Origin of the sequence: Edaphosphingomonas laterariae (assembly GCF_900188165.1) — a bacterium.
In the GTDB taxonomy this organism is placed as follows: domain Bacteria; phylum Pseudomonadota; class Alphaproteobacteria; order Sphingomonadales; family Sphingomonadaceae; genus Sphingomonas_E; species Sphingomonas_E laterariae.
The window spans coordinates 35,421-44,767 of record NZ_FZOS01000028.1 but is presented as its reverse complement, the minus strand read 5'-3'; the positions used below and the strand labels follow the sequence as shown (position 1 = coordinate 44,767).

The 9,347-nt window shown below is 65.0% G+C and carries 6 protein-coding genes and 1 tRNA gene; 5 read left to right on the top strand and 2 right to left on the bottom strand.

The annotated features are described in order from the left end of the window. Positions 1-91: 91 nt before the first annotated feature. Positions 92-238, bottom strand: a complete 147-nt coding sequence (locus CHB74_RS17610; protein WP_218821459.1) for an Arm DNA-binding domain-containing protein — start codon at positions 236-238, stop codon at positions 92-94. 177 nt (positions 239-415) lie between these two features. Further along, positions 416-502: transfer RNA gene (locus CHB74_RS17605), tRNA-Leu, on the bottom strand. Positions 503-610: 108 nt separating this feature from the next. On the opposite strand from CHB74_RS17605, the gene CHB74_RS17600 reads away from it, so the two are divergent. From CHB74_RS17600 to gltB, 5 genes are all read left to right on the top strand, one after another. Beyond that, a complete protein-coding gene (locus tag CHB74_RS17600) occupies positions 611-1,540 on the top strand; it encodes a complex I NDUFA9 subunit family protein (RefSeq protein WP_089220847.1) in 930 nt (309 codons plus the stop codon). Positions 1,541-1,633: 93 nt separating this feature from the next. Beyond that, a complete protein-coding gene (locus tag CHB74_RS17595) occupies positions 1,634-2,434 on the top strand; it encodes an undecaprenyl-diphosphate phosphatase (protein ID WP_089220846.1) in 801 nt (266 codons plus the stop codon). A 160-nt stretch (positions 2,435-2,594) separates the two neighbouring features. Beyond that, the gene (locus CHB74_RS17590) at positions 2,595-4,052 is read left to right on the top strand and encodes an NAD(P)-dependent oxidoreductase (protein ID WP_089220845.1); all 1,458 of its coding nucleotides are present in this window, start codon (positions 2,595-2,597) and stop codon (positions 4,050-4,052) included. Next, the gene (locus CHB74_RS17585; protein ID WP_089220844.1) at positions 4,049-4,768 is read left to right on the top strand and encodes a DUF2059 domain-containing protein; all 720 of its coding nucleotides are present in this window, start codon (positions 4,049-4,051) and stop codon (positions 4,766-4,768) included. The genes CHB74_RS17590 and CHB74_RS17585 overlap by 4 nt, the downstream gene beginning before the upstream one ends. A gap of 2 nt (positions 4,769-4,770) precedes the next feature. Next, positions 4,771-9,309 (top strand): glutamate synthase large subunit, encoded by a 4,539-nt coding sequence (gltB, locus tag CHB74_RS17580; RefSeq protein ID WP_179220897.1) that lies wholly within the window; start codon positions 4,771-4,773, stop codon positions 9,307-9,309. Positions 9,310-9,347 lie beyond the last annotated feature (38 nt).

Below are 9,347 nucleotides of genomic sequence, written 5' to 3'. Positions count from 1 at the left end.
CAAACCCAGAAAGGAGAAGCCCACATCTTGACCCACCAATGACACCCAAACCATAACCGCAGGCGGGTCACTTCTCGGTGAAAATCCCGGGTCAGTTCTCAGTGGAAATCAACAGATAGCGGAACCGCCACAGCTTTGAACCGGTCTTCTGGACGATCAAGACCAGCCCTTGTCCATCGGACAGGTTGTAGGGTTTGGCTTTTGGCTTGGCGGAGGTGATCTGGAGTTGAGTCAGCATCGACATATTCCCGGTTTGCCCGGGTCGATCCAGCAGTCACAGAATGAGCCTCTTTTTGTGACTCTTTCACTGGATTTGGCTGGATCAACCCGGAAGGTTGCCAGCGATCGTCGACGAAATTATGCTTTGAAACCAGCCGCTTGCTGGACGCCTCTGGACGAATCCAGAGGGAACAAATGGTGCCCAGAAGAGGACTCGAACCTCCACGACCTTGCGATCGCCAGCACCTGAAGCTGGTGCGTCTACCAATTCCGCCATCTGGGCACGGGGTAGGGCCGCGCCTTTAGGGGACGCTCTCGGTGCTTGTCAACACGCGTCGGTGGCGGCATTGCGGGTTGGAGCAAAAAAATTCACGACATTCGGGAAAATGACATGACGGCACTTGTTACCCTGTTCGGCGGCGGGGGTTTTCTGGGGCGTTACGTGGCGCAGGAATTGCTGAAGGCCGGCGCCCGCGTGCGCCTGGCCGAACGCGATCCCAACCGGGCCTGGTTCGTGAAGCCGCTGGGCGGCCTGGGCCAGACGCAGCTGGCCGCGGCGGACATCACCAAGGCCGACAGCGTGGCGCGGGTGGTGCGCGGTTCGGATGCCGTGATCAATCTGGTCGGCATCCTGAAGGGCGATTTCGATTCGATTCATGTCGCGGGTGCCCGCAACGTGGCGGAAGCAGCGCGCGACGCCGGCGTCGGCGCGCTGGTGCATGTTTCGGCGATCGGCGCCGATTCGGCCGCCGAATCGCATTATGCCCGCAGCAAGGGGCAGGGGGAGGAAGCGGTGCGCGCCGCTTTCCCGCAGGCGACGATCATTCGCCCGTCGATCATCTTCGGGCCGGAGGATGATTTCGTGAATCGCTTTGCCGGCATGGCGCGCATGCCGGTGCTGCCGGTGATTCGTGGTGCCGCGAAGTTCCAGCCGGTGTTCGTGGCCGATGTCGCCCGCGCGATTGCGGCGGCCGCACTCGACGGCGCTGCCTTTGGCGGGCGGACGTTCGAGCTGGGCGGGCCGGAAACGCTGTCGATGGCCGAGCTTAATGCCTGGATCGCCAAGGCGGCCGGCCGCGACCCCGCGATCCTGCAGATCCCCGACGAGGCCGCGCGCCTGATGACGCGGCTGGGCGGCTGGCTGCCCGGCGCGCCGATCACCTGGGATCAGTGGCTGATGCTGCAGAAGGATAATGTGGTGGGCGAGGGTGCGGAAGGCTTTGCCGCCTTCGGTATCGAGCCGGCCCCGCTGGAGGCGATGGCACCGGCCTGGCTGATCCAATATCGTCGCCACGGCCGCTTCGCCAAGCAGGTCGCCTGATCGGGCAGGGGCGGGCCCCGCGTCGCCCGCCCAGCCTTATCTCAACATCATCGTCCCGGTCGCCCCTGCGGCGCATTTGTCGGAAAAGGGTGCATGGCCACCACGCTCACCTACGTCCTCCTCGGTATCCTCGAGGGGCTTACCGAGTTCCTGCCGGTATCTTCGACCGGCCATCTCGTTCTCGCCGGCGAATTGCTCGGCTTTCAGGGCGAGGGATCGGCAACCTTCAAGATCGCGATCCAGCTGGGCGCGATCCTGGCGGTGCTGGTGGCCTATTGGGGGCGTTTCTGGGGCGTGGCGAAGGGGTTGGCCGTCGCCGATCGGTCCGCAATCGCGTTCACGCGCAATATCCTGATCGGCTTCCTGCCGGCGATGGTGATTGGCGTGCTCGCTTATGACGCGGTTCGCGCGGCGCTGCAGACGCCGGAGATCGTGGCGGTGGCGCTGATCGTCGGCGGCATCGCCATCCTGCTGATCGAACGGCTGGTGAAGGCGGTGCGGGTGACCAGCGTGGAAACCATGCCGCTGCGGACGGCGGTGTCGATCGGCGTCGTCCAGTGCCTGGCGATGGTGCCGGGTGTCAGCCGTTCGGGGGCGACGATCATGGGCGCGCTGCTGATGGGGGTGGAGCGCCGGACCGCCGCCGAGTTCAGTTTCTTCCTTGCGGTGCCGACGATGACGGCGGCGACGGTCTACGCGCTGTGGAAAGACCGCGCGTTGCTGAGTCTGGACGACCTGCAGGCGATCGGCATCGGGTTCGGCGCCGCGTTCATCGTCGCGCTGCTGGTGGTGAAGGCGTTTGTCGCCATCGTCAGCCGCTACGGGTTCGCGCCGTTCGCCTGGTATCGGATCGTCGCGGGCAGCATCGCGCTGGTCTGGTTGCTGGCACGATAAGTCCGGATCGGCCATAGATTATTGCGTAATTCAATTTCGACCCATCAATCGTCGCGGAATGTCGAAAATATAGGTCATAATAGCTAACCTATATCGCAGATTCGACGTGACTCCGTGCTTTCGATGAGTCATTGGCCCGGTCGACACAGGAGACCGGTTCATGGCGAAAGACCCCATGCTCAAGTTTGTCCGGGTGGGGCAGGACTATCCGGCCAAGCGCCCGGCGGAAGAGCGCAGCGCAGATTTCGGCGAGATCGCGCGCAAATATGAAGCCGTGAAGGCTGAGGAGCAGGCGTCGCGTTGTTCGCAATGCGGCGTGCCTTACTGCTCCAACCATTGCCCGCTCCACAACCATATCCCCGATTGGCTGCGGCTGACGGCGGAAGGGCGGCTGCGCGAAGCCTATGAACTGTCCAACGCGACGTCGACCATGCCGGAAATCTGCGGCCGCATCTGCCCGCAGGACCGGCTGTGCGAAGGCAATTGCGTCATCGAATTTTCGGGCCATGGCGCCGTCACCATCGGATCGGTTGAAAAGTTCATCACCGATACCGCCTGGGCTGAAGGCTGGGTGGAACCGCTTCGGCCGCTTCCCGATCGTGGCCAGTCGGTCGCGGTCATCGGCGCTGGCCCGGCGGGCCTTACCGCCGCCGAGCTGCTGCGGGTCCGTGGCTATGAAGTGCATGTCTATGACCGGCACGATCGCGCCGGCGGCCTGCTGACTTACGGCATCCCCGGCTTCAAGCTGGAAAAGCCGGTCGTCATGCGCCGCGTCGAACGGCTGGCCGAAGGGGGCGTGCAGTTCCACCTCGGCTTCGAGATTGGCCGCGACGCGACGATGGCCGAACTGCGCGAACGCCATGATGCGGTGCTGATCGCGACAGGCGTCTACAAGCCGCGCGCCATCAAGGCGCCGGGCGTGGGTTCGAACGGCGTCGTCGACGCGCTGGATTATCTGATCGCGTCCAACCGCAAGAGCTTTGGCGATGCGGTGCCGGCGTTCGAGGATGGCAGCCTGAATGCCGAGGGCAAGAATGTCGTCGTCATCGGCGGCGGCGACACCGCGATGGACTGCGTGCGCACCGCGATCCGCCAGGGCGCGAAATCGGTGAAGTGCCTTTACCGTCGCGACCGGGCGAACATGCCGGGATCGCAGCGCGAAGTGGCCAATGCCGAGGAAGAAGGCGTCGAGTTCGTCTGGCTTTCCGCGCCGGAAGGCTTCGAGGCGGACGGGGAGGGCGGCCGCGTGTCGGCGGTCCGCGCGACCAGGATGCGTCTCGGCCAGCCGGACGCTTCGGGCCGCCGCGCGCCGGAACCCGATCCGGGCAGCGAATTCCGGCTGGATGCCGATCTCGTCGTCAAGGCGCTGGGCTTCGATCCCGAGGATCTGCCCAAGGCGTTCGACGCCGACGAGCTTTCGGTGACCCGCTGGGGCACGCTGCGCGTCGACCATAAGACGATGCAGACCAGCCTCGACGGCGTGTTCGCCGCCGGCGACATCGTGCGCGGGGCGAGCCTGGTGGTGTGGGCGATCCGCGACGGCCGCGACGTGGCCGAACGGATGCACGCCTTCCTGAAGGCGAAGGCGGACGCCGCCCGCGAGAAGGTTGCCGCATGATGCGCAGCCTCGCTCTTGCCCTTGCGATTGTCTCGCTGCCCGTTCCTGCGCTTGCGCAGAATGCGGTTGCCGAGACGCGCAAGGACAGCGCGGCCGGCAAGGTAGCAAAGGACAAGCCCGATCCGGCGCGCATGGCTGCGGCGCGCCCGGTGATCAGCAAGCTATGGCCGCTCGGCACCTATAAGAAGATGATGGACCGCACGCTGGATACCATGCTGGACGGTATTGTTGCCGGCATGTTCAGCGCGAAGGCCAGCGATATGGCCGAGGCCGGAGGTGTCGCGCCCGGCGAGGCCGGGAAATTGGGGGACGCCAGCCTTCAGGATGTGGCCCGCGCCAAGGATCCCCATTTCGACGAGCGGATGAGCATCACCATGAAGGTGATGATGGGCGAGATGACCGACATGATGACGCGGCTTGAGCCGCAGATTCAGGACGCGATGGCGGCGGCCTATGCCCGGCGGTTCACGCTCGATCAGCTGGCCGATATCCAGCGCTTTTTCGCGACGCCCACCGGCAGCCTCTACGCATCGGAATCGATGCTGCTGATGAGCGATCCGGAAATGATGGAAGCGATGCAGGGCTTCATGCCGGAACTCACCAGGGCGCTGCCGGCCATCGTGAAGAAGGCGCACGCCGCGACAGCCCATCTGCCGCCACCGCCGATGCCGAACCGGGCCGATACGGCCGCCGAAGATACCCCCGAGGGGACGTGACGATGACGATGTACGACCAGCCCAATCCCGCGCTTGAAGCCGAGCGCGCCCGCCTTGCCGAACAGGGCATGTATCATCCCGAGATGGAGGGCGATGCCTGCGGCGTCGGCCTTGTCGCGGCGACCGACGGCAAGGCATCGCGCCGCGTAGTGACGGCGGCGATCGATGCGCTGAAGGCGGTGTGGCACCGTGGCGCGGTCGACGCGGACGGCAAGACCGGCGACGGCGCCGGCATCCATGTCGATCTGCCGGCCCGCTTCTTCGACGATGCGATCGAGGCGGGTGGCCACCGGCCGCTGCCGAACCGGCTTGCCGTGGGCATGATCTTCCTGCCGCGCACCGATCTTTCGGCGCAGGAAACCTGCCGCACGATCGTCGAGGCCGAGATCATCGATTTCGGCTACACCATCTATGGGTGGCGGCAGGTGCCGGTCGATGTGTCGGTGATCGGCGAGAAGGCGCAGGCGACGCGCCCCGAGATCGAGCAGATCATGATCGCCGGCCCGCTGCCGGACGAGACGGACCAGGCCGAGTTCGAGAAGAATCTCTACCTGATCCGCCGCCGCATCGAGCGCAAGGTGATCGAGGCCCAGATCCAGGGCTTCTACGTCTGTTCGCTGTCGTGCCGGTCGATCGTCTATAAGGGCCTGTTCCTGGCGGAAGAGCTGTCGGTCTTCTACCCTGACCTCAAGGACGAACGCTTCGTTTCGCGCGTCGCGATCTTCCACCAGCGTTATTCGACCAACACCTTCCCGCAATGGTGGCTGGCGCAGCCGTTCCGCAACCTTGCGCATAACGGCGAAATCAACACGATCCGCGGCAACAAGAACTGGATGAAGAGCCACGAGATCAAGATGGCCTCGCTGGCCTTTGGCGAGCATTCGGAGGAGATCAAGCCGCTGATCCCGGCGGGCGCTTCCGATACCGCCGCGCTTGATGCCGTGTTCGAGGCGATCTGCCGTTCGGGCCGCGACGCGCCGACCGCCAAGCTGATGCTGGTGCCCGAAGCGTGGCAGCATACCGAACTGCCGCAGCCGCATGCCGACATGTATTCCTACCTCGCGTCGGTGATGGAGCCGTGGGACGGCCCGGCCGCGCTGGCGATGACGGACGGCCGCTGGGTGGTGGCCGGCGTCGACCGCAATGCCCTGCGCCCGCTGCGCACCACGCAGACGGCGGACAATCTGCTGATCGTCGGTTCGGAAACCGGCATGGTCGTCGTTCCGGAAAGCTCGATCGTCCGCAAGGGCCGCATGGGCCCCGGCCAGATGATCGCGATCGATCTGGAAGAGGGCAAGCTCTACGACGACATGGCGATCAAGGATCGCATCTCGGCCGAGCAGCCTTATGGCGAGTGGGTGAAGGACTTTCTGGGGGTCGACGACCTGCCGGAAGTGGCCGATGCGACCCCGCGTTATGACCGTGCGGAACTGACCCGCCGCCAGGTGGCAGCCGGCCAGACGCTGGAGGACATGGAACTCATCCTCGCGCCGCAGGTGGAGGATGCCAAGGAAGCCATCGGCTCGATGGGCGACGATGCCCCGCTGGCCGTGATTTCCGATAAGCCGCGGCTGATCAGCCACTTCTTCCGCCAGAATTTCAGCCAGGTGACCAACCCGCCGATCGACAGCTTGCGCGAAACGCAGGTCATGTCGCTCAAGACGCGGTTCGGCAACCTCGCCAACATCCTGGATGTCGAGGCGCAGCAGTCCAACGTGCTGGTGCTCGATTCCCCGGTGCTCGATTGCGCGGACTGGGCGCGGCTGCAGCGCCATTTCGGCCGCCACGCCGCCGAGATCGACTGCACCTATGCCGCCGATGGCGGCCCCGATGCGCTGCGCCATGCGATCGTGGCGGTGCGCGCCGAGGCCGAAAAGGCGGTGCGCGAGGGCAAGACCGAACTGTTCCTGACCGATGAGAATATCGGCCCGGATCGCGTGGGCATCGCGATGGTGCTGGCGGCGGCGGCGGTGCACACGCATCTCGTGCGCAAGGGCCTGCGTTCCTATGCGTCGATCAACGTGCGCTCGGCCGAATGCCTCGACACGCATTATTATGCGGTGCTGATCGGCGTCGGCGCGACCACGGTGAACGCCTATCTGTCCGAAGCCGCGATCGCCGATCGCCATGCCCGTGGCCTGTTCGGCGATCTTTCGATCGCGGAATGCCTGAAGCGCCACCGCAAGGCGATCGACGATGGCCTGCTGAAGATCATGTCGAAGATGGGGATCGCGGTGATCTCCAGCTATCGCGGCGGTTATAATTTCGAAGCCGTCGGGCTCAGCCGCGCGCTCGTCAACGATCTGTTCCCCGGCATGCCGGCCAAGATCTCGGGCGAAGGTTATGCCTCGCTGCAATATTCGGCGAAGATGCGGCACGATGCCGCGTTCGACGAAGGCGTGGTGACGCTGCCGATCGGCGGCTTCTATCGCCAGCGCAACGGTGGCGAGACGCACGCTTATTCGGCGCAGCTGATGCACCTGTTGCAGACAGCGGTGTCGACCGACAGCTATTCCACCTATCTGCAGTTCGCCCGTGGCGTGAAGGATATGCCGCCGGTCTATCTGCGCGATCTGCTCGAATTCAACTGGGCGCGCGAGGCGATCCCGATCGACTCGGTCGAGGCGATCACCGAGATCCGCAAGCGGTTCGTGACGCCCGGCATGTCGCTTGGCGCGCTTTCCCCGGAAGCGCATGAGACGCTGGCGATCGCGATGAACCGCATCGGCGCCAAGGCGGTGTCGGGCGAGGGCGGCGAGGACAAGTCGCGCTATCAGCCTTACGAGAATGGCGACAACGCCAATTCGGTGATCAAGCAGATCGCGAGCGGACGGTTCGGCGTGACCGCCGAATATCTGAACGCGGCCGAAGAGATCGAGATCAAGGTGGCCCAGGGCGCCAAGCCCGGCGAGGGCGGCCAGCTGCCCGGCTTCAAGGTGACCGCGCAGATCGCCAAGCTGCGCCATTCGACGCCGGGCGTAATGCTGATCTCCCCCCCGCCGCACCACGACATCTATTCGATCGAGGATCTCGCCCAGCTGATATACGACCTCAAGCAGATCAACCCGCGCGCGCGGGTCTGCGTGAAGCTGGTCAGCCAGGCGGGCATCGGCACGGTCGCGGCGGGTGTCGCCAAGGCCCATGCGGACGTCATCCTCGTTTCCGGCCATGTCGGCGGCACCGGCGCATCCCCGCAGACCTCGGTGAAGTTCGCCGGCACGCCGTGGGAAATGGGCCTGACCGAAGCCAATCAGGTGCTGACGCTGAATGGCCTGCGCCACCGCGTGAAGCTGCGCACCGATGGCGGCCTCAAGACCGGGCGCGATATCGTGATCGCGGCGATCCTGGGGGCTGAGGAATTCGGCATCGGCACGCTTTCGCTGGTCGCGATGGGCTGCATCATGGTGCGCCAGTGCCATTCGAACACCTGCCCGGTCGGCGTCTGCACGCAGGACGAGGCGCTTCGGAAGAAGTTCGTCGGATCGCCGGAAAAGGTGATCAACCTGATGACCTTCATCGCCGAGGAAGTGCGCGAGATCCTCGCCAAGCTCGGCGTCCGTTCGCTGGACGAGGTGATCGGCCGCACCGAACTGCTCCGCCAGGTCAGCCGTGGCGCCGAGCATCTCGACGATCTCGATCTCAACCCCGTGCTCGCCAAGGTGGACGCGGATGACGACAAGCGTCGCTTCAACATCCCGACCTTCCGCAACGAAGTGCCGGACAGCCTCGACGCCCAGATGATCGCGGACGCCAAGGCCGTGTTCGAACGGGGCGAAAAGATGCAGCTGACCTATACGGTGCGCAACACGCACCGCGCCGTCGGCACGCGCTTCTCGTCGGAAATCGTCCGCCGTTTCGGCATGGAGAAGCTGGCCGATGGCCACGTCCATGTCCGCCTGCGCGGATCGGCGGGCCAGTCGCTCGGCGCCTTCGCCTGCAAGGGGCTGACGCTGGAAGTGTTCGGCGATGCCAATGATTATGTCGGCAAGGGCCTGTCGGGCGCGGTCATCACGGTCCGCCCCACCGTGTCGTCGCCGCTGGAAAGCAAGTCGAACACGATCCTCGGCAACACCGTGCTCTACGGGGCGACATCGGGCCGGCTTTATGCCGCGGGGCAGGCGGGTGAACGCTTCGCCGTCCGCAATTCGGGCGCGACCGTCGTCGTCGAAGGCTGCGGCGCCAATGGCTGCGAATATATGACCGGGGGCACCGCTGTGATCCTCGGCCGCGTCGGCCAGAATTTCGGCGCCGGGATGACGGGCGGCATGGCCTTCGTGCTCGACGAGCATGGCGACTTCGCCGACCGCGCCAACCCTGAAAGCATCCAGTGGCAGCGCCTGGAATCGAGCTATTGGGAAACCCGCCTGAAGTCGCTGATCGCCGAACATGCGGTGGCGACGGACAGCAAGTGGTCGAACATCATCCTCGACGATTGGGATCGCTGGCGGAACCACTTCTGGCAGGTCTGCCCGAAGGAAATGGTCAGCCGCCTGGAACAGCCGCTGAGCGACGCCGAAACGGCCGCCGTCGCCGCGGAATAAAGTTCCGCGCCCCGTTCGCCGCCAAAGGTTTCGCTGGT